This is a genomic window from Methanobrevibacter olleyae (assembly GCF_900114585.1).
Lineage (GTDB): Archaea > Methanobacteriota > Methanobacteria > Methanobacteriales > Methanobacteriaceae > Methanobrevibacter > Methanobrevibacter olleyae.
Window position 1 is genome coordinate 34932 of record NZ_FOTL01000010.1, and the last position, 23746, is coordinate 58677.

22 protein-coding genes are annotated in these 23746 nt (G+C 27.5%); 16 read left to right on the plus strand and 6 right to left on the minus strand.

What is annotated here, in order from left to right:
* Positions 1-166: 166 nt before the first annotated feature.
* The 3 genes from BM020_RS09315 (at position 167) to fbp (ending at position 3173) form a co-directional block, all read left to right on the plus strand.
* Positions 167-1306 (plus strand): TMEM175 family protein, encoded by a 1140-nt coding sequence (locus BM020_RS09315; RefSeq protein ID WP_083405370.1) that lies wholly within the window; start codon positions 167-169, stop codon positions 1304-1306.
* A 131-nt stretch (positions 1307-1437) separates the two neighbouring features.
* Entirely contained in the window at positions 1438-1656 is a 219-nt protein-coding gene (locus tag BM020_RS04265) for a hypothetical protein (RefSeq protein WP_074798349.1), read from the plus strand.
* Positions 1657-2072: 416 nt separating this feature from the next.
* Positions 2073-3173, plus strand: coding sequence for a fructose-1,6-bisphosphate aldolase/phosphatase (fbp, locus tag BM020_RS04270; protein ID WP_067145387.1), 1101 nt, complete (start codon positions 2073-2075; stop codon positions 3171-3173).
* A gap of 165 nt (positions 3174-3338) precedes the next feature.
* On the opposite strand, the gene BM020_RS04275 is transcribed toward fbp, so the two are convergent.
* The 4 genes from BM020_RS04275 to pgsA form a co-directional block, all read right to left on the minus strand.
* Positions 3339-3854, minus strand: a complete 516-nt coding sequence (locus BM020_RS04275) for a GNAT family N-acetyltransferase (RefSeq protein ID WP_074798351.1) — start codon at positions 3852-3854, stop codon at positions 3339-3341.
* A gap of 252 nt (positions 3855-4106) precedes the next feature.
* Complete coding sequence (locus tag BM020_RS04280) at positions 4107-4304, minus strand: hypothetical protein (protein WP_143743953.1); 198 nt, start codon at positions 4302-4304, stop codon at positions 4107-4109.
* Positions 4305-4623: 319 nt separating this feature from the next.
* The gene (locus tag BM020_RS04285) at positions 4624-4866 is read right to left on the minus strand and encodes a DUF357 domain-containing protein (protein ID WP_067145398.1); all 243 of its coding nucleotides are present in this window, start codon (positions 4864-4866) and stop codon (positions 4624-4626) included.
* A gap of 22 nt (positions 4867-4888) precedes the next feature.
* On the minus strand, positions 4889-5485 hold the full coding sequence (pgsA, locus tag BM020_RS04290; RefSeq protein ID WP_074798353.1) for an archaetidylinositol phosphate synthase: 597 nt from the start codon (positions 5483-5485) through the stop codon (positions 4889-4891).
* A 248-nt stretch (positions 5486-5733) separates the two neighbouring features.
* Here pgsA and BM020_RS04295 point away from each other — a divergent pair, with 248 nt between their 5' ends.
* The 3 genes from BM020_RS04295 to BM020_RS04305 all read left to right on the plus strand — a co-directional run bounded on the left by BM020_RS04295 (position 5734) and on the right by BM020_RS04305 (position 8859).
* The gene (locus tag BM020_RS04295; protein WP_074798355.1) at positions 5734-6369 is read left to right on the plus strand and encodes an L-threonylcarbamoyladenylate synthase; all 636 of its coding nucleotides are present in this window, start codon (positions 5734-5736) and stop codon (positions 6367-6369) included.
* 320 nt (positions 6370-6689) lie between these two features.
* Positions 6690-7388 carry a DNA repair and recombination protein RadB gene (gene radB, locus BM020_RS04300; protein WP_067145403.1) on the plus strand — a complete coding sequence of 233 codons (699 nt, stop codon included), beginning with the start codon at positions 6690-6692 and terminating at the stop codon, positions 7386-7388.
* Between the two features lie 310 nt (positions 7389-7698).
* A complete protein-coding gene (locus BM020_RS04305; protein WP_067145405.1) occupies positions 7699-8859 on the plus strand; it encodes a pyridoxal phosphate-dependent aminotransferase in 1161 nt (386 codons plus the stop codon).
* Between the two features lie 301 nt (positions 8860-9160).
* On the opposite strand, the gene BM020_RS04310 is transcribed toward BM020_RS04305, so the two are convergent.
* The gene (locus tag BM020_RS04310) at positions 9161-10936 is read right to left on the minus strand and encodes a ribosome biogenesis/translation initiation ATPase RLI (RefSeq protein ID WP_067145407.1); all 1776 of its coding nucleotides are present in this window, start codon (positions 10934-10936) and stop codon (positions 9161-9163) included.
* 383 nt (positions 10937-11319) lie between these two features.
* Between BM020_RS04310 and pth2 the strand changes: the two genes are divergently transcribed.
* The 9 genes from pth2 (at position 11320) to BM020_RS09815 (ending at position 20271) form a co-directional block, all read left to right on the plus strand.
* Entirely contained in the window at positions 11320-11658 is a 339-nt protein-coding gene (gene pth2, locus BM020_RS04315; protein WP_074798357.1) for an aminoacyl-tRNA hydrolase, read from the plus strand.
* Between the two features lie 217 nt (positions 11659-11875).
* Positions 11876-12787, plus strand: coding sequence for a bile acid:sodium symporter family protein (locus BM020_RS04320; protein WP_234970513.1), 912 nt, complete (start codon positions 11876-11878; stop codon positions 12785-12787).
* 222 nt (positions 12788-13009) lie between these two features.
* On the plus strand, positions 13010-13648 hold the full coding sequence (locus BM020_RS04325; protein ID WP_268765970.1) for an amino acid kinase family protein: 639 nt from the start codon (positions 13010-13012) through the stop codon (positions 13646-13648).
* Positions 13649-13787: 139 nt separating this feature from the next.
* Entirely contained in the window at positions 13788-13949 is a 162-nt protein-coding gene (locus BM020_RS04330) for a zinc finger domain-containing protein (RefSeq protein WP_067145415.1), read from the plus strand.
* Between the two features lie 179 nt (positions 13950-14128).
* Positions 14129-14398 (plus strand): elongation factor 1-beta, encoded by a 270-nt coding sequence (locus BM020_RS04335; protein WP_067145418.1) that lies wholly within the window; start codon positions 14129-14131, stop codon positions 14396-14398.
* A gap of 391 nt (positions 14399-14789) precedes the next feature.
* Entirely contained in the window at positions 14790-15851 is a 1062-nt protein-coding gene (locus tag BM020_RS04340; RefSeq protein WP_074798363.1) for an NAD(P)-dependent alcohol dehydrogenase, read from the plus strand.
* Positions 15852-16182: 331 nt separating this feature from the next.
* Positions 16183-17433 (plus strand): tripartite tricarboxylate transporter permease, encoded by a 1251-nt coding sequence (locus BM020_RS04345; protein WP_074798365.1) that lies wholly within the window; start codon positions 16183-16185, stop codon positions 17431-17433.
* Positions 17434-17519: 86 nt separating this feature from the next.
* Positions 17520-18929, plus strand: a complete 1410-nt coding sequence (locus tag BM020_RS04350; RefSeq protein ID WP_067145422.1) for a TadA family conjugal transfer-associated ATPase — start codon at positions 17520-17522, stop codon at positions 18927-18929.
* 82 nt (positions 18930-19011) lie between these two features.
* Positions 19012-20271, plus strand: coding sequence for a type II secretion system F family protein (locus BM020_RS09815; RefSeq protein WP_067145424.1), 1260 nt, complete (start codon positions 19012-19014; stop codon positions 20269-20271).
* 678 nt (positions 20272-20949) lie between these two features.
* Here BM020_RS09815 and hmdC read toward each other — a convergent pair.
* Positions 20950-22458 (minus strand): 5,10-methenyltetrahydromethanopterin hydrogenase cofactor biosynthesis protein HmdC, encoded by a 1509-nt coding sequence (gene hmdC / locus BM020_RS04360; protein ID WP_074798367.1) that lies wholly within the window; start codon positions 22456-22458, stop codon positions 20950-20952.
* Between the two features lie 847 nt (positions 22459-23305).
* Between hmdC and BM020_RS04365 the strand changes: the two genes are divergently transcribed.
* The coding region (locus BM020_RS04365; protein WP_143743954.1) for a hypothetical protein at positions 23306-23746 on the plus strand (441 nt) is incomplete at its 3' end.

Sequence of the window (23746 nt, forward strand, 5' to 3'; positions counted from 1 at the left end):
TACCGGTGATAAATTGTTTTTTAATAATGATTTTCTTGACTTTCGGATGATTTAATAATTCTTTTAATCATTGTCTTAATCTTTAATTTATATATTAAAAAATACAAAGTCTTTTAATCATTGTCTTAATCCTTAATTTATATATTAAAAAATACAAAGTATATTTATGAATACAAACCGATTTGAAACATTTTTTGATGCAGTTTTAGCAATCATCATTACAGTTTTAGTTTTAAAATTAGCACAGCCTATTGCCCCTACATTTGAGGCTATTCTATTATTGAATACTAACTTTATTACATATGCTATCTGCTTTTTAGTTATTTTTATTCTTTGGTATGATAATCATAATTTATTTCAAGTGGTAGATGAGATAGATAATAAGGTATTAGTCATATATGCTATTCAAATATTTGCAATAACTCTCCTACCTTACTTTTCAACATGGGTGGTTTTAGATACAAATTCTGTTGTAGCAGAGACAATGTTTGGAATTGACTTTATTATAATATCTATTTCATACATCCTCTCTATATATGCCGTTTTTAGAGCAAATCCATATAACTGCGGCTTATGTGAGGCAAACTTTAGAAGTGTTTATAAGTATATTCCATTGTTAATTAGCATTTTGGGATTTTTAATTACTTATACTGTTTTCACTCCTGGAATCTATGTATGTGTTTTAGTTTCATCAGTATTTTGGCTTTTCTTTGCAAGACTTCAAAGGCCAGATAAAGGTACAACCGATAGGTTCGAGGCATTCGTTGATGCAATCATTGCCATTATAATTACAATACTTGTTATCGAGATTCCAATGCTAACAAATGGATCTTGGGAGGCATTTTTAGATATAAAATTAGATTTCATAGTTTATGCAGTAAGTTTCCTTGTATGCTTTAACTTCTGGAATTATGGTAATAATATTTTTCACATTGTAAATAAGGTAAATTCTAAAGTAATTTGGTCAACTGGGGTATCATTGTTTTTCTTATCATTGATTCCTTATTTAACCACCTTTGTTGGTTTAAATCCTAATTCATTTGTTCCTTGTTTTTTATATGGCCTGGATTTTATTGTTGTAGCTATCTTGTTAATCATCACTTCCAATGCCTTAAAAAGTTCGGATGAAGCGAATATTGCATTACAATTAACATTAGATAATAATAAACCCTTTATGGTAACAATAGTATTGGTATTAATCGGTATGGTCATTGGCTATTTTGCCTATCCATTAGCTATTGTTATTGCATGCTTAGCTTCAATAATTACATTGTGGATAATTTCTTATTCAACTAAAAACAGATAATTGATGTTTTTAAACTTAAAAATTGAAACAGAATATTTATTAACTTTATATTTAGACTTAAAAATTGAAACAAAATATTTATTAACTTTAAAAATAAAAATATCCTTAATTAAATTATGGAGGGAAAAATTATGGTAAATGCTATTATTGCAGCTATTTTATCTTTTATTATTCCAGGTTTAGGTCAAGCTGTAGCTGGTGATATTAAAAAAGGTATTATATTCTTTGTTGTTGCATTAGTTATTGGTTGTATAGCAGTATTTATATTCAGATCTTGGGTAGTAAATATTATACAATTTATTTATGCTATTTATGCTGCTTATGATGCTTATGGTATGGCTCAAGAATAAATAAAACTTTTAATTAATTTTTTTATTCTTTTCTTTTTTTTACATTCTTTCTATTTTTCTCTATTTTTTAAGATTTCTGGTCTTTTTTATCACCAATATTTATTAATAAACTATTTCTTAAATCATAATTATTATATATAATATAAATCAAAGATAATAATGTATATTAAATAACTTAAGAAAAAAATTTAAGTTTTTTAAAGTATTTAGCTTGATTAATAATTTTTATATTAGCTATTAATTCAAGTAATTAATTATTATAACAATTAGTTATTAATGATATAATTATTTTTTAATGGTTAATTGCTATGATAGTTAATTATTGTTATTATATTATGAATTAAAGCTAAATATATACTGCTATTTAACTAAAAGTATTATAGTTAATAGTGATTTATATTACTGAGGTGTTTTAAGTGAAAACTACTGTTAGCGTAATCAAAGCGGATATCGGAAGTGTTTCTGGACACTGTGTATCTCATCCAGCATTAATGGAAAAATGTGATGAAGTATTGGCAGGTGCTTTAGAAACTGGAATTCTTGAAGATTATTATATAACTCGTTGTGGGGATGACATTGATTTAATCATGACTCACAGAAACGGCGAACTAAACGAAGAGGTTCACAGAACTGCATATGATGCTTTCATTCAAGCAACTGAAATTGCAAGGGATTTAAAATTATATGGTGCAGGTCAAGACTTATTATCTGACACTTTCTCTGGAAATGTTAAGGGTATGGGTCCAGGTTGTGCAGAAATGGAGTTTAAGGAAAGGCCAAGTGACCCTGTAATTGTCTACTGTATGGATAAAACCGAACCAGGCGCATTTAACTTACCGATCTTTAAAATCTTTGCAGATCCATTTAACACTGCAGGGCTTGTAATCGATCCAAGCTTACATGAAGGATTCAGCTTTGAAGTTTTTGATGTAATGGAACACAAAAAAGTTGTTTTAGATTGTCCTGAAGAAATGTATGATTTACTTGCATTGATTGGTTCAACTGGCAGATATGTAATTAAAAGAGTATTTAAGAAAAACGGTGAAATTGCAGCTGCAGTAAGTACTGATAAGTTAAATCTATTAGCTGGTGAATATGTAGGTAAAGATGATCCGGTAGCTATTGTAAGGGCTCAATCTGGTTTTCCAGCTAATGGTGAATGTGTAGAACCATTTGCATTCCCACACATGGTAAGTGGATGGATGAGAGGTTCCCACAATGGTCCTATGATGCCAACTAGTCAGGAAGAAGCTAATCCAATCAGATTTGATGGACCTCCTAGAGTTGTTGGTTTAGGTTTCCAAGTTACAGATGCTAAATTAGTTGGCCCTGTAGACTTATTTGATGATCCTGCATTTGATGAAACTAGAAGACAATCTGCAAACCTTGCTTCTTACATCAGAAGACATGGTCCATTTGAACCACACAGATTACCATCTGAGGAAATGGAATACACTTCATTACCTGGTGTAATGGAAAAACTAGAACCTAGATTTGAAGACATGGATGAAGAATAGTTCATCAACATGTATGGTGAATAGTTCATTGGCATGGATGGTGAATAGTTCATTGGCATGGATGGTGAATAGTTCATCAATATGGATGGTGAATAGTTCATCTATTCTTTTTCTTTTTTTATTTATTTATTTATTTTTCATTGGTTTATATATTCAAACAAATCTTTACTTATTTTTTTCTAAAACCATAGCTACTTCATAGATTTCTTTTCCAGAAAAATCTATATTTTTTAAATCACGATAATACCTAAATCCTAATTTCTCTAAAACTCTTTTGGATTGGTGATTGTCATATCTAAAACCAGCATAAATTTTATTTATATTTAAATCTTCAAAGGCATGTTTTATTAATCTATTTGAGGCTTCTACAGCTAATCCTTGACCCCAATATTCTTCTCCAATCCAATAACCTAATTCAGCACCTTCGCCTTCCCAATGATGATTAGTATCAGGATAAAACAATAATCCTATACTGCCTATTGCTTTGTTATTTATTGTAATTGCATAGGTTTCTTTTTTAGAAAGAACAGTTTTTATAATTTCTAAACTGTCTTCAACACTTTTATGTACTGGCCAACCGGCTATAGGTCCAATTTTAGGATTTTTTGCAAAATGATATAAAGATTCTGCATCACTTTCTATCCATGGTCTTAGAATTAGTCTTTTTGTTTTTAAAATCATATTTAAAAGTTTATTTAATTAATTATTTAAATATGGGGTTTAATCTTTAATGGATGATTTTTTCATAGTTTTGTTTTTATATTTAAAAATAGTTAAATGGACTTTTTTTATATTAATTAAGTAAGCAAATTATTAAATATAAAATAAGTAGCTTAAAAGATTAAACTAATTGATATTAAAAGGTAAAATAAGTGAAATATTAAAAAAGATTAAAAATAAAAAAGAAAGTAAAAAAGTAAAAAAAGTTTAAAACTAGATTGCACCAAGTGCTTCTAGCTCTTCAATAATAATGTCGTGAGAAATTTTAGTCATAATCTCTTTTATTAATACCTTCTCACTACCTTTATAATCCCAACCATTTTTCTCTAAGATATTAGTTAATTGTTCTTTAGAAAGATCTTCTAAAATAATTCTAATTTCAGTTACATCAATATCTGCCATAATAGCCATCTCCCATTTTTAATTGGATTTTACTTTTTAAAATTTTAAAAATTGTTCCCAATCACTTGAATAAATTATTTATCTATGAAAGTATTTAAATTTTTAGTTTTTATCTTATTAAATAGTTTGTATACATATGAACATCTTTAACTACTTTTTTAAAATCTTAGCTCAAAGTTATATGAAGATCTTTTGATATTTTTTAAAATCTTTAGTTCAAAACTTATCAAGTTTTCATTTATTCCAATTGATGGATATCTTGGATATGAACTTTGATTATTTTATATGATTCATCATTTAGCTATCATTTAATTAATCAAACTTTTAATTAAATTAATCCATGAATCATTCTTAGTGCATCCAGTAAGCCGTGGCTATATTCAATGCAACCAAAGGCAGTTCTTAGATCTTTTTTCTCTAGGTAATATTTTGAATCATTCCAATAATCAATTGCCCTATCATAAACTTCTTTCTCTTTAGCTTCAAACTTAATCTCTTCAACTTCTTTTAAATTTCTCTCAAGTTTTCTAATATCAATTCTGATTTTCTCTTCACTTTCTAAGTCTTTCATCTTATTCCTCGAACAATTTTAGTTATAATCTTCTTCTTTGAACTGCTTGACTATTTAATGATTTGAATACATGTAAAACTCTTTGAGCTACTGTAAAATATGAAAGAATCACAAGTATGTATATACAGTATGTAAATATAATATTTGAATTAAATATTGATGCAATTACTGCAGCTAATATGAGGATTATCAATCTAACTGCACGTTCAGCTATTCCTATATTACATTCTATCCCTTGAGACTCTGCCCTTGCTCTTACATAACTAACTGTAATTGATGAGTGAATAGCTAAAATACCAACAAACCAATGGCAGTATCCTCCGAATATGATTCCTATGAAAATAATTGCATCTGCAAAACGATCCATTGTGGAATCTAGAAATGCACCAAATGGGCTTGCTCTATTGTGATATCTTGCTACAGCTCCATCAACAACATCTAAAAATCCGCTCAACAATATAAATAAAGCTCCAACAAGCAAGTCTCCTCCTGCAAAGAAATATGCAGATATTATTGCAATAAAAGGAGAGATAATTGTAAAAATATTTGGATTCATATTCAATCGACTAGCTAAAGGTTCTAAAATTTTTGTAAGTAAAGGTCGTAAATTATTAAGCATAATTTTAATTATATTGATTTACTAATATATAGTTAATTAGGTTTTAACTAAATTTTAAAATTTTATTGATTTATTGATGTATAGTTAATTAGGTTTTAACTAAATTTTAAGATTTCAGTTGTTTTATAATAGTTGATTAGGTTTTAACTAAATTTTAAGATTTCAGTTGTTTTATAATAGTTGATTAGGTTTTAATTAAATTTTAAGATTTCAGCTGTTTTATGGTAATTTTTTTAATGGTGAATTTAATGAAAATATTTAAAATGAGTCCTGAAAATCCAGATATAGACTTAATAAATGAAGCTATTGATATAATGGCTAATGGAGGAATCATTCTTTATCCTACAGATACAGTTTATGGATTAGGTGCTGATATTTTCAATGATGATGCAGTTAAAAGGATTTATACAATTAAAAAAAGAGACCCATCAAAACCATTATCTGTTTTAGTTCAAGATAGGTCAAGTATGGAACTGATTGCTGATTTAGATAAAAATTCAGCTGAAATTATTAATAAATGCTTACCTGGTCCATTTACTTTTATTTTAAATAAAAAAGAAATTGTATCTCCTTATGTTAGTCCAAGCTCTAAGGTGGGAGTGAGAGTTCCAGATTATAAAATAGCTAGATTACTTGCAAGCTTGTTTCCAATTACAACTACAAGTGCAAATTTAACTAATGAGAAGACTTTATCAAATCCACAAGATATCTTAAAACAGATTGGGGATGTTGTAGATTTAGTTATCGATGTTGGATCTTTAGAGGGAAATGAACCATCAACTGTTATTGATTTAACATATCCAAAACCATCTTTAGTTAGAAATGGATTTATTTCAGATAAAATTAAATCAATAAAAGAGGATGTCGAGAATCTTAAACTTTAATATTTCTATTTAATATGATAATTTTAATTATTATTGAAATATTATATAATTGTTGAAATTATTTATAGATACTTAAAAAATCTTTTTTTAATATTTTTTAATAGTCATTTAAGTTTTTTAATTTAAACTAATATTCTATTTTGCCTATAATTTAGCTTCGACATTTTAATATTGATTTTAATTTATTATTTAAAAGCTCATAAAAAATTAACTTTAAATAGCTTTAATTAAATAGTATTTATAGATATAAAAAATAATAGTTATTTAATGGGCTTATTATAATTATCATAATTTATTAAAAAATCTATGTAGGGAAAGATATGAAAATATTATCCAATATGCAAAATCAAGAAAAGATATCTACTAATTCTCCTTTAGATGAATTATTAGATGGGGGAATTGATAAAAGAACTATTACACAAATTTATGGTCCTCCGGGTGTAGGTAAAACCAATATTTGTTTAAATATAGCTATTGGTGTTGCTAAAAGAGGAAAAAAAGTAGTTTACATTGATACTGAAGGTGGAATATCAGTTGATAGAATAAGGCAAATATCTGGTGAAGACTTTGATGCTGTTGCAAAAAATATAATAGTGTTTGAACCAACTTCATTTAAAGAGCAAGAAGAGGACTTATCTTTAATTGAATCATGGATATCTTCTAATAGTGCAGATGTAGAATTGATCATACTTGATTCGGCAGTTGCACTATTTAGGGTTGAAGAAGATAAATCCAAATCTCACTTTTTGGGAAAGCAAATGCAAATACTTTCAACACTTGCTATAACTTATGATTTGGCTGTTTTAGTAACAAATCAAATATACGCTTCATTTGATGAAGAAAGTGAGGAAGATTTCAGTCCTGTTGGTGGAACTATCATTCAATATAGAAGTAAGATTATCATTGAATTAAAGCGTGAGGAAGGAACTAATCAAAGAATAGCTCTTTTAAAAAGACATAAATCAAAAAGGGAGGGTTTAGCTGTTCATTTCTTAATTACCAATAATGGAATTGAATGATTAACAATTTTCTTAACTTTTTTTATTTGATCCTTTTTGATTCTTTTTATTTTGCTCATTTTTATTTATTCCTTTTTATTTTGCTCATTTTTATTACTTTTTTTATTTTTCTTAATAATTTCCTTTAATCTGCCTAATTTTTATAAATAATTTTATATGTAACTTTTAATAGATAATATAATGTTATATGTTCTTTTGAAAACATAATCAGTTTAATTATATTAAAAACTTGGTTACTTAACTAAATAAATGATATTGTTAAATTATTTTTAAATTTTTTTAATTATTGAAATATAGGATTTGTGATAGGATGATCCAAAAGAAAAAGTATGCAAAAGCAGCTAAAATTATTCCAGATGGCTATGAATCTGCAAACCATTTTTTTGAAGCTGTTTTTGGTGATAAAGAAATGATTTGGATGGGTCAAAATACAAATGAATTACATATTGGTCACAATGAAGATGTTCATAAAGCGATGATTGAATGTATTGAAAGTGATGAATACTGTAAGTACCCACCTCCAGAAGGATTTACAGAACTGCAATCTCTGATTTTAAAGGATTTAGAATTAGAAGATTTAAGTATATATATTAATGCAGGTGCAACTGAATCATTATACCTTGCCATGAATGCTGTTTTATCTAAAGGAGATAATGTAATAACTCCAGATCCGGGATATCTTATTATTGATAATTTTGCAAGTAGATTTGCTTCTGAAGTAAGGGCAGTGAAAATTTATAGTGAAGAAAACAACTATAAATTAACTCCTAAACTTGTACGTGAAAACATGGATGAAAATACTAAAGTTATTCTTTTAATTGATCCATTAAACCCACTTGGAAGTTCTTACACTGAAGAAGAAATTAAGGAATTTGCAGAAATCGCTATAGAAAATGACTTATTCCTATTACATGATGTAACTTATAGGGACTTTGCTCAAAAGCATACTATTGCTGCTAAATATGCTCCAAATAATACTATAACCACTTATAGCTTCTCTAAAATATTTGGTATGGCAGGCTTAAGATTAGGTGCTGTTATATCCTCAAAAGAGTTTATTGATGTTGTAAAAAGCATTATTATAAATGATGTAGGTACCAGTATAGTTGCACAAGCTGCTGCATTAGCTGCTTTAAAATCTAAAGACCAATGGGCTGAAAGGGTTAAGGAAACTACATTTGAAAACCAAAAAATCATTAAAGAAGCGGTTGATAAATGTGAAGGTGTTTTCTTGCCAGTTTATCCATCAAGTGCAAACATGATGGTTATTGATTTATCTGGTGCAGGAATTGACCCTGAAGATATGTCTTCATACTTAATTGAGAAAAAGGTATTTACAAGGCAAGGCTCTTATACAAGTAATACTTTTGGAGACAGATATTTGAGGGTAAGCTATTCAATTGACCCTGAAAAGGTAAAAGTATTTGCTCGTGAATTTGTATTAGCTGTTGAAGCTTTAAGAACTAAATGATTTTATTATTTGGTTTATTTTTTCTTTTTTTTTTAATAGATTACTAGTTTATTGTTTTCAATTTTTTTCTATTTTTTTTTTTAATAGATTACTAGTTTATTGTTTTCAGATTTTTTCATAATTTTTATAACTTATTCCTATTTTTTATTTTAACTTTTTTAAGCTATTTTTTTATAATTTTCATGTAATTACATGAAATATAATTCACATATTATAAAACCTTTAAAAAGACTAAAATAGTTTTAAAAAAGTATAATGGCTTTTAGATTTAATCTAAAAACTTTTATACAATCTTCTCTTTCTAGTCTTTTAAGTAGTAATACTCACCTTGTTCTTTTTGTTCCCTATCAAGGTAAGAATCATATTTATTCACTCTTGGGCGTTTAGTTTCTTTATCTCTTCTAAATGTAATATCTAGATCTCCTAGGAATTGATTCATAGAAGTTCTTAAATCTGAGGGTTTAGAAGCGATACCATTTAATCCAGGTTCTCCACTAAATACCATGGCTCTATCTGAAATATAATCAATAAACACAATATCGTGATCTACAATTAAAGATGCGGCATTTCTACTTTCAACTATTTTTCTAATAACACGAGCTGCTATTAATCTTTGTTCCACATCTAAAAATGCAGTAGGTTCGTCGAAAAGATAAATGTCTGCATCTTTTGATAATGTAACAGCAAGTGCTAGCCTTTGAAGCTCCCCTCCGCTTAATTTTTTAATCTTTTTATCAAGTAAATTATCTAAGGCAAGTGGCTTAGCTATTTCACTATTAAAGATATTAGAGCCATAGTTAGGGGCATTTGCATATAAGAACTCTTGTGCAGTTCCATCAAAGTCAGATTCAATGTACTGTGGTTTGTATGCAATATCTACCTTTTCTATAATGTCTCCTTCACTTGCTTTTTCAACTCCGGCTAATATTTTAGCAAAGGTTGTTTTTCCAATACCATTTGAACCGAATGCTGTAACAATTTCATCATGATAGATTTTTCCTGCTTCTGCTTCTAATGTAAATCCATCATATTCCTTTCTAAGCTTGCTATATTCACTTAAAACTTCACCATCCTCTTCAGGTGTAGGTGGACGGATACTGAATTCAATGGCTTGCTTTCTAATTCTAACATTTTCTTCCTGTAAGAAGCCGTTAATGTATGCATTTATTCCTACTCTTACACCTTTATTACCAGATACCACACCGTATCCTCCAGGCTCACCATACAATAAATGAACATTATCGCTCATAGCATCTAAGGTAGCTAAGTCATGCTCAATTACAAGTACAGATTTACCTGCTTCAGCAAGAGAACGGATTACTTTTACAGCATTAAGTCTTTGGCGTACATCTAACCAAGATGTTGGTTCATCGAAGTAGTAGAAATCACCTTCACGAAGAACTGTAGCGGCAATAGCTACTCTTTGAAGTTCCCCACCACTTAAATTTTGCATATCTCTTTCAAGCACATTTTTTAAGTCAAGGTCATCTACTATTTCACCTAATTTAGCTCTTTCATCAACATTTGAAAGTAAGGTTTTTACATTACCCTTTATGACCTTTGAAAGTTGATCTACCATTTGTGGTTTATGGATGGTTTTTATTTCACCAGCTTCTAGTGATTTAAAGTAATTCTGCAATGTTGAGCCTTTATAGTAATCAATTACTTTATCCCAAGAAGCTTCTTCTTCATAGTTTCCTAAGTTCGGAATCAATTCTCCAGATAATATTCTCATAATGGTGGATTTACCAATACCATTCTGCCCAAGCAGACCTAAGACAGTTCCTTCTTTTAAGCTTGGCAGGCCAAATAATTCAAAACTGTTTTGCCCATATCTGTGAACCGGCTCATCAAGAGCTTCTGGTAAGTTAATAACACTAACTGCACCAAATGGGCATCTGTTGGTACAAATACCACATCCAGAACATAACTCTTCTGAGATAAGTGGCTTTTTAGTCTTTTCATCGATTACAATTGTATCTTCTTCCATACGCACACCAGGACAATAGTGCATACATACATAGTTACATTTTTTAGGCTGACACTTGTCCTTGTCTAAAATAGAAATTCTACTCATTTTATCTCCATATATTCTAATAATAATTGATAAGTTTTATTTTTCAATATAAAATTTTTTAATAATATAAAATTTTTTTAATATAAAATTTTTTAATAATATAAAATTTTTTAATAATATAAAATTTTTTTAATATAAAATTAAAATTTTTTAAATTAATTGTTAATAATTTATAATAGATATAATTTGTTTTTAATAGTTTATAATAATTTTGCATTATTTAATTTTTTATTTAATTTTATTGAAAAATCATTTCCCTAATCTTTTTTAATCACTTTAAAGTTAAATTTAAATAATTTTGAGTTTAATATATGATTAATTAACTAACTTTTTTTAATAATTAATTTATTAATTAATTGAAATTTAGCTATTTTGGGATTTAAATGAAACAGGTAATGATTATAAGAACAGACTTAAAGATGGGCAAAGGTAAAATGGCTGCTCAATGTTGCCATGCAGCTATAGGTGCTTATAAAAGAGCTGATAAAGATAAGATAAGAAAATGGGAAAATGAAGCTTATGCAAAAGTGGTTTTAAAAGTACCTTCCTTAGAATGTCTCTTAGAAATTAGAAATATGGCTCAAGCTAAAGGGATTGCCTATTATTTAGTTACAGATGCTGGAAGAACTCAAATTCCAGAATCAACCATAACTGTTTTAGGATTAGGTCCTGATGAAGATGATGTTTTAGAGGAAATTACTGGTGAATTAAAGCTATTATAATTTTTTATATTTTAGCATTTCTTTACTTATTTTCACTTATTTTTACTTTTTTAGTATTTTTTTTTATTTATTTTTAGTTATTTTCACTTTTTAAGTATTTTTTTACTTATTTTTAATTCTCTTTTAAAAACATTAGAATAAAAAAATTTTATTTATATTATTAACAAATATTAAACTTATGAAAAAGGTCTTTAAATTTATTGAAAAATATTTTTTTATGGTTATACTAATAGCAATACTTATTTCCCTAATTTATCCAAGTTCATTTAATTGGGTTTTAGATGAGTTTATGGGAGTAAATCTAATAAATATACTTTTAGGCCTAATTATTTTTGCTATGGGTACTACATTAAAATTAGATAATTTTCTAAATGTTTTTAAAAGCCCTAAGGAGATTTTAATCGGTGTTTCTATACAATATTTTATAATGCCTCTAATATCTTTTGCACTTGCCACTCTCTTCTCATTGGATTTAGGCTTAACTGTTGGCTTAATTCTTGTTGGAACGGTTCCAGGAGGAACGGCATCAGATCTTATAACTTTTCTTGCTAAAGGGGATCTAGCATTATCTGTCTCTTTAACTGCTGTATCTACTTTAATTTCACCGATTTTAACTCCAATAATTACTTTGCTATTGATTGGTAGCACTATTTCATTTAGCCCAGTTGATATGTTTATTTCAATTTTCCAGATTGTAATCATTCCAATTGCTATGGGCTTATTCCTTAACTATAGATTCCCTAAGTTCTGTGAGAAATTGAATGACTTTTTACCTGCTTTATCTTCTATTGTAATTGCAACAATTGTTGCAGGTGTAATTGGAGCAAATAAAGAGGCTATCATCAGTTCATCTCTTATAATAATTGTAGTTATTATTTTACAATACTCTTTAGGAACATTGTTAGGTTTTGTTCTTGCATATTTATCTGGTGTGAATACCAAACAAATGATTACCATAGCTATTGAAATAGCTTTCCAAAATTCTGGATTATCTACAAGTCTTGCAAAAACACATTTTCCAGATTTAACTTTAGCAACGGTTCCTGGAGCTTTATATTCAGTGTGGCAAAACTTCGCAGGTTCAATACTCGCATACATTTTTACTAGATATTTTAATAATGATGTTTAGTTTTTATTTTTTTAATTTTTTTTTAAATTCAATAATGTTTAATTTTTATTTTTTTAGCTTCTTTTACAAGATTATTTTAAAGCTTTCTTAAAAAATACTAAGATATATATAATGCAAAAAATAAATAATTAATAGATGCTATTTTTATAAGTATTTTTTAATTTAATTTTTATAAATTATTTAACATTCAGTTGTGATATTATTATTGAATGGGTTATTAAGATTGGTGGAAGCTTATTCCCAAAAAAAGCTATTGAATTAGCCGATGCACTTAAAGGCCAAAATTGTTTATTTCTTATTGGTGGAGGGGAATTTGCTAATCTTATTAGAAAATATGATTCTGAAATGGAATTTTCAGAGGATGTAACTCATGAGACAGCAATCGATTCAATGGATATCTTAGCTAAATTGCTGAATGATAAATTAGCATTTACAGAAATTAGTTATACAATAAAAAAAGCCAATAGTATATCTAATTCTAATAAAATACCAATTATGATTTGTTCAGAGATTCTAAAAGAGCATGAACCTTTTAGACATTCATGGGATATTAGCTCTGATTCAATTGCAGCTTATATTGCAAATCTTTTAAATGCAAAACTTTTAATAGCAACAAATGTAAATGGTATATATACTAAAGATCCATCTTTAAGTGGAGCAGAACTAATTAAAGAAATTGATGTAAATAAACTACTAACTTTTGATGAATCATCAATTGATTTAATGTTGCCTACTTTATTAATTGACTATGGATTAGATTGTTATGTTGTTAATGGTGAATACCCTCAAAGAGTTTTATCCATAATGAATAATAAAACTTCAGATGGTTCATTTGATTGTACTTTTATACATAATAAATAATTAATGAACATATAACAATCAAACTATCTTTTTTAGAGGTAAAGAATATTAGATTTATATTTATTTAATTATGGATTTAATTAATGGTTAAATTTATAAATTAATAAATTAAAGATTTATAATATATTTGGTGATATATATGGAAAAAGTAAACTGTCAGTCTTGTAAACAAGAAATACCATTAATTGAGCCTTATGTTCAATTCAACTGTCCAGAATGTGGTAAACCTATCGCAAGATGTGAAAGTTGCCGTACTTTCGGTCACTCTTACAAATGCGAATGTGGATTTGAAGGGCCATAGGATTAGTGGTTATATTTAAAAATAATTTAAATTAATAATTTATTTAGCTTATTTTAGCTATTTAAATTATATAGCTAAATTAATAGTTATTTAGTTTATTTTAGCTATTTAAATTATTTAAATATTAAAATTTAGAAAAATTATATTTATGAATTTATTAAATCATTGGAGGAATGATTATGGGAGAAGTTGTAAATACTTTAAAAGTAATGCCAGAAAATCCTGAAGTAGATTTAGAAGCATTAAAAGTAGCAATTACTGGTGCAATACCTGAAGATGCAGAATTACATGAAATTACTGAAGAACCTATTGCATTTGGTTTAGTAGCTTTAAATGTTGTATTTATCGTAGAAGACGGTGAAGGTGGAACTGGACCTACTGAAGAAGCTATCATTGCTTTAGCTGATGTAGCTAGTGCAGAAATCACTGATTCTAGAAGATTAATGTAATTCATTTGAATTACTTATTTTATTTTCTATTCTCTTTTTAAATATTATATTTTATTATAGTCCTTTTTTAAGGTTCTTTTATTTTGCTATTTTTATTGTTAATTTATTCTTTTTTAACTGTTTTAAAATAATTTTTTATTTTATAATATTGTTATATTTTTTCTATTTTAATTAAATGATTGATATATTTATCCTAATATATTGAATTATATTCATTTAAGATTTTTTTATTTAGGCTTATTTCTAGTTTTTTTAATATTTAACTGAAAAATATTCATTTAAATATAAAGATTTAAATAACTAAATAACTAAACTATTATTAGAGCTGATATATTTCCAGCTTATTCCAGAAATAAATCAACTCTTAAATAACTATTTAGGAGAGATAAAAATGAAAGGATTAGCAAGAATAGCTCAAGATGAAATGGATTGGGTTGAAAAAGATAAACCAAAATGTGGACCTTATGATGCAATTGTAAGACCAATCGCACTTGCACCTTGTACATCAGATGTACATATCGTTTGGGGAAATGCATACATGAGTGATGCTCCAAACCGTATTCTTGGACATGAATCAACAGGTGTTGTTGAAGAAGTAGGTGAATATGTAAAAGATTTCAAGCCTGGAGACCGTGTAATTGTACCGGCAATTACTCCTGATTGGAATACTAGCCCTGCACAAAAAGGATTTGGTCAGCATTGTTATGGAATGGGTACTGGAATGAGCTTTATTACATTTAAAGATGGAACATTTGCAGAATACTTTAATGTTAATGGTGCAGATGGTAACTTAGCACACTTGCCAGATAATGTTTCTCTTGATCAAGCAGTAATGATTTCCGATATGATGACTACTGGTTTCTATGGTGCAGAACTTGCAGAAATTAAACCTGGAGAAACTGTTGCTGTATTTGGTATTGGACCTGTAGGACTTATGGGTGTAGCAGGAGCACACTTTATGGGTGCATCAAGGATTCTTGCTGTAGGAAGTAGGCCAGTATCAGTTAAAGTTGCAAAAGAATATGGTGCATCTGAAATTGTTGACTATCATGATGGAGATACCGTAGAGCAAATTATGGATTTAACTGATGGTGAAGGTGTAGATAAAGTAATTGTAGCAGGTGGAAATGCAAATACTATTGGAGAAGCTTTAGAAGTTTTAAAAGTTGGTGGTATCATTGGTAATGTAAACCACTATGATGGTGTTGAATCTATTCCATTACCTGCACTTGCATGGGGTGCTGGACTTGCTGATAAAACAATCCGTGGTGGAGTATGTCCTGGTGGACGTGCTAGAATGGAACAGCTCGTAAAATTAGTAGAATACGGCCGTTTTGATTCAAGTAAATTAATTACTCACAGATTTACTAACTTTGATGATATTTATGAAGCAATGATTATCATGAGAGATAAACCACGTGATTTAATTAAACCAGCTGTTATTTTAGAATAATTAATTTATTCTTTTTCTTTTTTTATTTCATTCTCTTTTTTTAATAATTTCTTTTCTATATTTTTATAGTTTCATATAATTTTCTATTTAAATGTGATTTTCATTTTCTTAGTCGTATTGTTTTAATATTAAAACAATTTAGCTGATTCATTATAATTTCTATTTTTTAATAAATTTAATAACTAAAAATCATTTTTTTAAAATAATATTAATTTTCTAATGTTATTTTAATATTTAAGTCATTTTTAACCGTTTAATTTAAATATAAGTTCGTATAAATTACTTATTGTATTGGAACTGCTTAAATTAGCAAAATAAATTTGGTGTTTAAATGTTCGATTTGATTATAGCATCTTTCATTGGCATAGTAATAGGAACTTGCACTGGGATGATTCCAGGAATACATGTTAATACTGCAGGTGCTATCATGTTTGCATCTTCTGCACTTTTATTAAGCTACATATCTGCAGAATTTTTATGTGTTGTTTTTGTTTCGATGTCAATAGCTCATGCTTTAATCGAATTTGTTCCATCAATGTTACTTGGTGTTCCTGAGGAAGGAACCGCTACATCCATTCTTCCAGGACATAGGATGGTTTTAGAAGGAAGATCTAAGGAAGCTATTCGCATAGTTTCAGTTGGAGGGTTTGGTGCTATTCTTGTAGTAATTATAATGATGCCTATTTTTGCATTGGCACTGCCTTTTCTACAGGGAATATCTAAACCATATACTTGGATTATTTTAACCATAGTATCAATATATATGATTCATAGGCTTAGTTCAGGTAATATTGCCTTTCTATGGTCACTCCTCCTTTTTGTCTTATCTGGTATATTAGGTTGGCTAATGCTTCAAACCCCCATATCTTCTGGAATCTCTCTAATGTTCCTCTTCAGCGGATTGTTCGGGATTAGTACAATTTTATTTAGTTTAAATGATAGCTCTTCAATTCCTCATCAAAATAGATTCTATGATTTAGTTATAGATAAAGATGCTATTAAAAGTATTTTTGCAGGAGGAACAGCTGGAGCTATTTTAGGATTTTTACCAGGATTCGGTCCTGCTCAAGGAAGTATTATAGCTCAAGGAGCATGTGGAAGAAGTGATGAAAGTGATGATACAAAAAATTTCCTTTTAGCTAATAGTGGATTAAATACTTCAGATACTCTCTTCTCACTAATAGCTATTTATTTAATTGGTAATCCTAGGAGCGGAATTGCTGTTTATATGTCTTATTTAATATCAGAATTCACTTTATCTCATTTATTGATTTTCACTTTTGCTTCTTTAATTGCAGTTTCAATATCTTTGATGATTTGTTTAAGATTAGGAGATATTTTTTCAAATCTCATGGAGGGAATAGATTATAAAAAGCTTTCAATTGTAGTAATTTTACTAATGATTTTAATACTGTATTCTTTTGCTGTAATTTACGAAGGACCAATATTATACCTTACCCTTGCTTTAATAACTACAACTGCTATGGGTTTAGTTCCTCATTATTTAGGACTAAGCAAATCACATTTAATGGGAGTTTTAATTTTACCTGCCATTATAGTTTATATGCAAATGTACATTTAATAGAAAAGATTTAACACTTTTATTTGGTTTTTAGATGGTTTGGTGGTTTTTAGTGAGATTTTGTTTTTAGATGGTTTGGTGGTTTTATGGAAAATAATTTCATTCCACTTTATAAGGTTTTAAAATTTAACTTTTCAGATGAAGAGGAACTCATATTAGAAGACTTAAGAGAGGATTTGATTGATTTAGCTATTTCACAGCAGATGTCTTCTTTTAATGAAGAATTAATATTAAAAGATATAATTCGTTTTTTAGATAATCGATTAGAAAATAGATTTGACTATGGGTATAAAGAAAATTTAGCTAAAAATATGCTTAAAGAGCTTATTGGCTATGGGGAAATTAGCTCTCTAATAAATGATGATAATTTAGAGGAAATAATGGTTATCGGTGTAAATAAACCTGTTTTTGTCTATCATAGAAATTATGGTATGATGGAAACAGACTTATTCTTTGAAGATGAAGAAAAGATAATGAATATTATCGATTCAATAGCTCGTGAAACTAATCGGAGAATAGATCAGCAATCACCTATTTTAGATGCAAGACTATCTAATGGCTCAAGGGTAAATGCAACTATTCCTCCTTTATCTGCTAATGGCCCAACTATTACAATTCGCAAATTTAAAAAAAATCCTTTAACTATTGTTGATTTAATTAAATACAACACTTTAAATAGTGAAATTGCTGCATTTTTATGGCTGTGTGTTGATGGGCTTGGTGTAAAACCTGCAAATATTATAGTCTCTGGTGGAACAAGTTCTGGTAAAACAACTTTATTAAATGCTTTATCAATATTTATTAATCCAAAAGAACGTATTATTACAATTGAAGATACTTTAGAGCTTCAAATTCCACATAAACATATATTAAGAATGGAAGCACGCACTGTAAATATTGAAAATCAAGGTGAAATAACTATTGAAGATTTGGTTAAAAACTCTCTAAGACAAAGGCCAGATAGAATCATCGTTGGGGAAGTTAGGGGAAAGGAAGCTATTACATTGTTTACAGCATTAAATACTGGGCATTCTGGTTTTGGGACTTTACATGCAAATAACTCTCGTGAAACTATTACAAGGCTCACAAATGCTCCAATGAATGTTCCTAAAATAATGATTTCTTCAATTGATTTTATAATTATGGAAAGGAGAATTTATCGCTCGGATGGAATTTCTTTTAGGAGAATTACAGAAATTGCAGAGCTTGTTGGCATTGAAGAAGGAACTATTCAGTTAAGCAAACTGTTTCAGTGGGATAGTGAAAAGGATGAGTTTCAAAATCTAACTATAGTTAGCAAAACATTAGAAGAAATAGCTAATTTAAAAGGAGTTAATATTACAGTTCTCAATAAAGAGTGGGAAAATAGACAATTAGTTTTGAATTATTTAGTTGAAAATGATATTTCTTCACAAAAAGATATATCTAATATTCTTGAAAATTATTATCTCAATCCAGACTATGTGTTAAATGAGATTTGCCTTAAATTAAATTGATAGTTTATATAAAATTTTAATTTTATTTATCTGTATTTTTTATATTTTAATAGTTAATTTATCTAGGTATTTTTGAGTTTAGGTGATTATTATTTTTGATGAATTTTTTATTCAAATTAGTGATTTATTAATAGGTCTTTTCTTAAAAATCATTGATTTAATTCTTTTATGTTTAAATAAATTTAATGATGGAGACAATTTTGTAAATAAAGAGAATTATGAAGGTGACTTTAAAGAGGATTCTAAAGTAGTCTTTGGGGAAAATAATAAAAACAACTTAGACTACCCTAAAAATGATTTAGCTAACTTATCATTTAAATCAAGAATTAATAATTTCTTTAAAAATGATAGTATTTTTGAAGAATTAGAAAATAAATATTTCAGCAATTCTTCTTCAACTATATCTAACTCACCTAAAAAGTCTAAAAATATATTTTCAAGCATAAATAATGTAAGTAATCTAAATAATCTAAATAAAGAAATTAATGATAACAATTCCAATGAAAATATTGACAATTATCAAAATAAGTTCTTTGTAAATATTAAAGAAAAAACTATTCGTTTTTTAGTAAATAATGGATATGATAAGTTACTAAATAAGCAATATAATAATATAAATGAATTTAATTTTTATAGCTTTATTTTAAGAATAATTCTAATAATATTTTCAATTCTAACCATGATTGCAGCTTTAATCAGCTATTTCATATCATTAGAATTAGGATTAGCTATCCTTCTTTTATTTGCTTTGATTGCCTTTGGAATATTATATTATCCAAAGATTAAAAAACAAAATGATCACTCTTCATTTTCTAAAGAACTACCTTACGCTTTAAGGCAATTAGTTACTGAGTTAAGATCTGGAAAAAGCTTATTTGATTCTCTAGATTCTATTGCAAGTTCAGATTATGAAGTACTGTCTTTAGAGTTTTCAAGGGTCTTGGAAGAGATAAAATACGGTGAAAGTACAGAAAATGCATTTTTAAACTTAGAAAAGAGAGTTAATTCACAAGCTTTATCAAGAGTGATATATGAAATTTTAACAAGCTTAAGGGTTGGTGCTAATTTATCAAGTTCTTTAAGTATAATTGCTGAAGATATTAATTTTGATATTAGGATGAAATTAAAAGAGCATGGTGAAAAATTAAATGCATTTATTATGATTTATACTTTTTTAGCTATTCTAGCACCTGTAATTCTTTTAACAATCTTATTGGCATCTTCTGTTATTATAGGTGATTTAGTACCAAGTGACTTAATTTTAATTCTTTATTCTCTATTTTTCCCTATGATAATTGTATTTTTAGGATTTGCTATTAAAAAATTAGAACCTAAAATCTGATGTGTATTTAAATCAAATGATTAAAAATAGCTTAGGTTATAGTTTAAAAAAAGTTAGATTATTTAAAAAATTTTGATTCTGTTGAAGTCCTTTAAAATTTTAAAATAAAAATTATTATTTTATAAGTTAAAAGAATTTTATCCATCTAAATAAATCTAAAAAATAGGATTTCAACAAAGTCAAAATTTTAATTAAAAAACATTTAATTAATAGTTTTAGGGATTTATTAAAACTATGAGCTTAAAATTTTAAAATAAAGCGATGGAGGGCAATTGGCTTGTTTGATTTAGTAATTTAATTATAAATTAATTATTTTTTTTATAGGTTTTTTAATATTTTTTCAATATTATTTTTATTATGTATTATTAAAAAGGGTAAGAACAATGTTTGTTTTAGGTGACACATTGTTCTTATAGGTTTAAAGAGTAATTTTTTTTTTTTTTTAATTTGAGCGATAAAGTTTAAAAAATAGCTCTCTTTAAACACATATTTTACTTTATAATTTTTCATATAAAAACTTTATTACTTTTATATAAAAAAGTATTACTTTTTTAATAATTTTTTCTTTTTTAGTATTATTTTTTAGCTTTTTTCATCTTTTTCATCTAACTATAAAACTATTTTTTTAAATACTTTTCATCTTTTTCATCTAATTTCTCTATAATAGTTTTCATCTTTTTAGATAATATTTATTGCATGGGGAATTTTAGACTTTATAGCATTATGTATTTTAGGAATTGTTGTGGTTATAACGGATTCTTTAGCTATAAGCCCTACACTCTTATCATCTTTATGTCCAGGGATGATTGTTGCATTTAATTCCTCTTGTAAATTGTTAACACTAACTTTTTCAACCCATGGATCACTGTCAGTAATTATAATCTCTTCAACTCCTTTTTTATCTAATTCTTTTGCAACAAGCCATGAAATGAATCTTCCTCCATGTAATGAAACTGAATCTCCATTAATCTTATTTGATATTTCTTCTAAACTTATAGGTATATTCATCTCTTTATACATTTTAGAGTTTTGTATTGTTACCCAATGTGCATCACCTATTGCAAATGAGCCGATTGTTTTTGGGTATATATTTTCAGAACCTGCAAGTTTAACTGCATGAGTTAAAGCTAATAGTTCTTCTCTTTGAATAGGGACTCTTGTAGGACCTGCTTTACTTTCTTCATTCATAATTTTAATTACTCTAGGCAATCCAAATTTCCCTCTTCTTGCAGTTTTAGGTTCAAAGCCACACATATATCCATGGTGGTTTTTTGGAAAACCGGTAATTATTACATTTAATCCAGATTTAAGCCCTGCTCTACATTCACTTTCATAAGCTCCATTAGTAGCAACAACCTTTCCAGGACATAGGATTCTGCTCATAGCTATTGCTTTTGCAAAACCTTCGTTAGTATTTTCACAACGGTTAAATGGCCCCCCTTCAATAACAAAAACATCTACCTCCATTTCAATTGCTCTTTTAAATCCAGTGATTAGCTCATCGTATCCATCACCAACAAACATTATAGCCTCTAAACCTTTTCCATATTTTTTAGCAAGGGCTGCCAAATCTTTAGCTTCCTCTAGAGGTGCAGCATGTCCATCGTTTCCTTGTTCGCTACTTAGATTAATTGCAACAGAAGATGATAGCTTAACCCAAGTTTCTTTATCTAGCTCTTCAGATTTTTCTTTATCAATCAATCTTTCATGTATTCTTCCTCTAGGACATTCTGTAAAGTTAGGGCCTTGATTATAACAGTCTCCTCCACATCCCACTATATGCTTTGGGAATCTCATTGCACCGTATTTTCCAAAGTGGTCGAGATCTAATGGAACATCCGTGATATTATAAACCTCTTCCATTATTTCAACACCTCTTTGGCCATATTTTTCTGCAATGTCTGAGAATGCATATGCACAAATGTGTATTGGTGCTCCAATCATATTAGCAAGTAAGCAGTTGCCAAATAAATCCATCTTCTCTAAATCTGATGCACAGGTTCCAACTACTATTTCAGTTAAATCGCATCCAATTGGAAATTTTTTAAAACGTGTTCCAAGTTTCATGGTTTCTTTAAAGCTTAGCTCAGATATAGCATCTACAACAGATTCTACATCTTTTTTTGATTTTGCTAATTCTAGAGCACTTTCATCACTGTTAATTGATTCTTTAATAAGTTCGTACATTTTCTCCCTCATATTTTTTTTATGATTATTTAAAAATTATTACTATAATCAAAAAATCCATAAAAAAGTAATATTTTTTTATAAAATTTTATTACTATTTCTATTTTTCTATTTAATTTTTATATGATATAAAAATTTTGCTATTTTTTAACTATTTTTTTTAATTTTTCACTTTGTTGAAATCCTTTTTAGCATGAAATTAGATATCTGCTAAAAAATATAAAGTTTTAAAAAGGATTTAAATTTAGTTATAGTTGAAATATTAGTTTAAATTTAAAAAATAAATCCTATTTACTAAAAAAGGAATAAAAATTATCATATATCTGAAAATATTAGTTATCCAATCTTATTTTGATTATTCATTACAATTAAATCCAAGATGATTTTTTCATTTGGAAAAGTCCTTGTTATATTAATAGTATAGAAAAAATAATAAAAGAGGCTTTGAAAAATGAATTTAAGAATAAAAGCAAAATTCAATATAAAAAATAGGCATTTTCAACAAAATCCCATATAAATATTTTAAAGACCTAATTTGGACTAGAAAAAGTTTTTTTCATAAAAAGAGGATATCAGATTTTTAGCAAATGTCCTTAAATGAAAATGATTTAGAAAAAAAGTTTTTGATAAATAATAATATTATAATATATTTTATTGATTCGACCTATTATCATAGCATTATATACATATTAGTTTAATTTTAATCATATAAATTTTTTTTATATTCGGTGTCGTTAATTATTTATAGGTGGTTGTATAGAGTTATTATTAATTACTTGTACATATTTATCTTTTTAATTTCATTTATTTAAATAAATTAATAAAAAATAATTGGAGGTAAATGAAAATGATAAATGATTTGAATAAAATTGTTATAGTGTTTTTATTTTTAATTTTTTTATCTATTTCGGCTGTCTCAGCACAAGAGAATACAAGTCCTGAAATAGGTTTAAATGAAAACATGGAAACTATAGATGCAGAAACAGTAGAAGATACTGTCAATCTTGGAACAGGTGATGACAGTGCAGTAGCTTCAGAGTCTGGTAAAGAAGATGAAGTCAACAATGTAATGAATGAGGATAACTTAAAAGGTACAGGATCATCATTTACAGATTTACAAACTTTAATCGACAATACACCTGCGAATAACATATTAACTCTAGATAAAGATTATACTTATTCTGCTGGTGATTCACAGATACTTATTAACAAGCCCATAACTATTGATGGTAAAAACCATGTACTTGATGGAAAATTATCAACAAGAATACTCAATATAACTGGCAAT

Excerpts from the sequence above, each read along its gene's own strand:
- BM020_RS09315 (WP_083405370.1), top strand. The coding sequence starts at position 167 with ATGAATACAAACCGATTTGAAACATTTTTTGATGCAGTTTTAGCAATC.
- BM020_RS04265 (WP_074798349.1), top strand. The coding sequence starts at position 1,438 with ATGGTAAATGCTATTATTGCAGCTATTTTATCTTTTATTATTCCAGGT.
- BM020_RS04275 (WP_074798351.1), bottom strand. The coding sequence starts at position 3,854 with ATGATTTTAAAAACAAAAAGACTAATTCTAAGACCATGGATAGAAAGT.
- BM020_RS04280 (WP_143743953.1), bottom strand. The coding sequence starts at position 4,304 with ATGGCTATTATGGCAGATATTGATGTAACTGAAATTAGAATTATTTTA.
- BM020_RS04285 (WP_067145398.1), bottom strand. The coding sequence starts at position 4,866 with ATGAAAGACTTAGAAAGTGAAGAGAAAATCAGAATTGATATTAGAAAA.
- pgsA (WP_074798353.1), bottom strand. The coding sequence starts at position 5,485 with ATGCTTAATAATTTACGACCTTTACTTACAAAAATTTTAGAACCTTTA.
- BM020_RS04295 (WP_074798355.1), top strand. The coding sequence starts at position 5,734 with ATGAAAATATTTAAAATGAGTCCTGAAAATCCAGATATAGACTTAATA.
- radB (WP_067145403.1), top strand. The coding sequence starts at position 6,690 with ATGAAAATATTATCCAATATGCAAAATCAAGAAAAGATATCTACTAAT.
- BM020_RS04305 (WP_067145405.1), top strand. The coding sequence starts at position 7,699 with ATGATCCAAAAGAAAAAGTATGCAAAAGCAGCTAAAATTATTCCAGAT.
- BM020_RS04310 (WP_067145407.1), bottom strand. The coding sequence starts at position 10,936 with ATGAGTAGAATTTCTATTTTAGACAAGGACAAGTGTCAGCCTAAAAAA.
- pth2 (WP_074798357.1), top strand. The coding sequence starts at position 11,320 with ATGAAACAGGTAATGATTATAAGAACAGACTTAAAGATGGGCAAAGGT.
- BM020_RS04320 (WP_234970513.1), top strand. The coding sequence starts at position 11,876 with ATGGTTATACTAATAGCAATACTTATTTCCCTAATTTATCCAAGTTCA.
- BM020_RS04330 (WP_067145415.1), top strand. The coding sequence starts at position 13,788 with ATGGAAAAAGTAAACTGTCAGTCTTGTAAACAAGAAATACCATTAATT.
- BM020_RS04335 (WP_067145418.1), top strand. The coding sequence starts at position 14,129 with ATGGGAGAAGTTGTAAATACTTTAAAAGTAATGCCAGAAAATCCTGAA.
- BM020_RS04340 (WP_074798363.1), top strand. The coding sequence starts at position 14,790 with ATGAAAGGATTAGCAAGAATAGCTCAAGATGAAATGGATTGGGTTGAA.
- BM020_RS04345 (WP_074798365.1), top strand. The coding sequence starts at position 16,183 with ATGTTCGATTTGATTATAGCATCTTTCATTGGCATAGTAATAGGAACT.
- BM020_RS04350 (WP_067145422.1), top strand. The coding sequence starts at position 17,520 with ATGGAAAATAATTTCATTCCACTTTATAAGGTTTTAAAATTTAACTTT.
- hmdC (WP_074798367.1), bottom strand. The coding sequence starts at position 22,458 with ATGTACGAACTTATTAAAGAATCAATTAACAGTGATGAAAGTGCTCTA.